Raw genomic sequence first — 982 nt, 5'->3', positions numbered from 1 at the left:
GACGCCTCCATGATGACCCGTCTGAAAGAACTGGAAGACGAAAACCGTCGCCTCAAAAAAATGTATGCTGAAGAACGGCTCAAAGCCGAAATCATTCAGGAGGCCATGGCAAAAAAGTGGTGACGCCATCTCGTCGAAAGCTGATGGCACAGGATGCAGTCAGAAACCGAAACGTCAGTGTGCGTTTTGCCTGCCAGTTGTTTGTTGTCAGCGAAAGCTGTTATCGCTATCAGCCTCATCTGAATGAAGAAAATGATCTCATTGCTGACTGGCTGATCCGCATCACTGACAGTCAGCGCAACTGGGGATTTGGCCTGTGTTTTTTATACCTGCGTAATGTCAAAGGCTTCCGGTTCAACCACAAAAGGGTGTACCGGATTTACTGCGAGTTGTCGCTGAACATGCGAATAAAGCCGAAGAAACGACTGAAACGGGATAAACCGGAACCGCTGGTAGTGCCTGAAAACAGAAACGAATGCTGGTCGATGGACTTCATGTATGATCAGCTATCGGATGGTCGTTCAGTCCGTTTACTGAATGTTATTGATGACTTTAATCGTGAAGCGCTGGCAATTGAGGTGGATTTCTCCCTGCCCGCCAGTCGGGTAATCAGAACGCTCGAACAACTCATTGAGTGGAAAGGGAAACCGACAGCAATACGGTGTGATAACGGGCCGGAATATACGGGCAAGATGCTGATGTCATGGGCGGTTCATCAGAATATAACCCTTCGTTTTATTCAGCCCGGCAAACCTCAGCAGAATGCCTATATTGAGCGATATAACCGGACGGTGCGTTATGACTGGCTGGGGCAGTACCTGTTTACATCACTGGATGAATTGCAGAACTATGCCACTCAGTGGCAATGGTTTTATAATAACGAACGTCCGAATATGGCGTTGAATGGCTACACACCGATGCAGCATATTCAACGCATGACCTGATTCTACTTATTATCTCCGCTAAAAATGGGGGGATTACC

General features: G+C 47.7%; 1 pseudogene. It reads left to right on the top strand.

Features of this window, described 5'->3' with window-relative positions:
- Nucleotides 1–944, top strand: a pseudogene (locus AAE045_RS23235) (IS3 family transposase); the annotation flags it as partial.
- Between the last annotated feature and the right edge of the window lie 38 nt (nt 945–982).

Origin of the sequence: Dryocola clanedunensis, from assembly GCF_038405435.1 — a bacterium.
GTDB classification, from domain to species: Bacteria; Pseudomonadota; Gammaproteobacteria; order Enterobacterales; family Enterobacteriaceae; genus Dryocola; species Dryocola clanedunensis_A.
The sequence above is the reverse complement of the archived record's forward strand: the minus strand, read 5'-3'. Positions and strand labels throughout refer to the sequence as shown.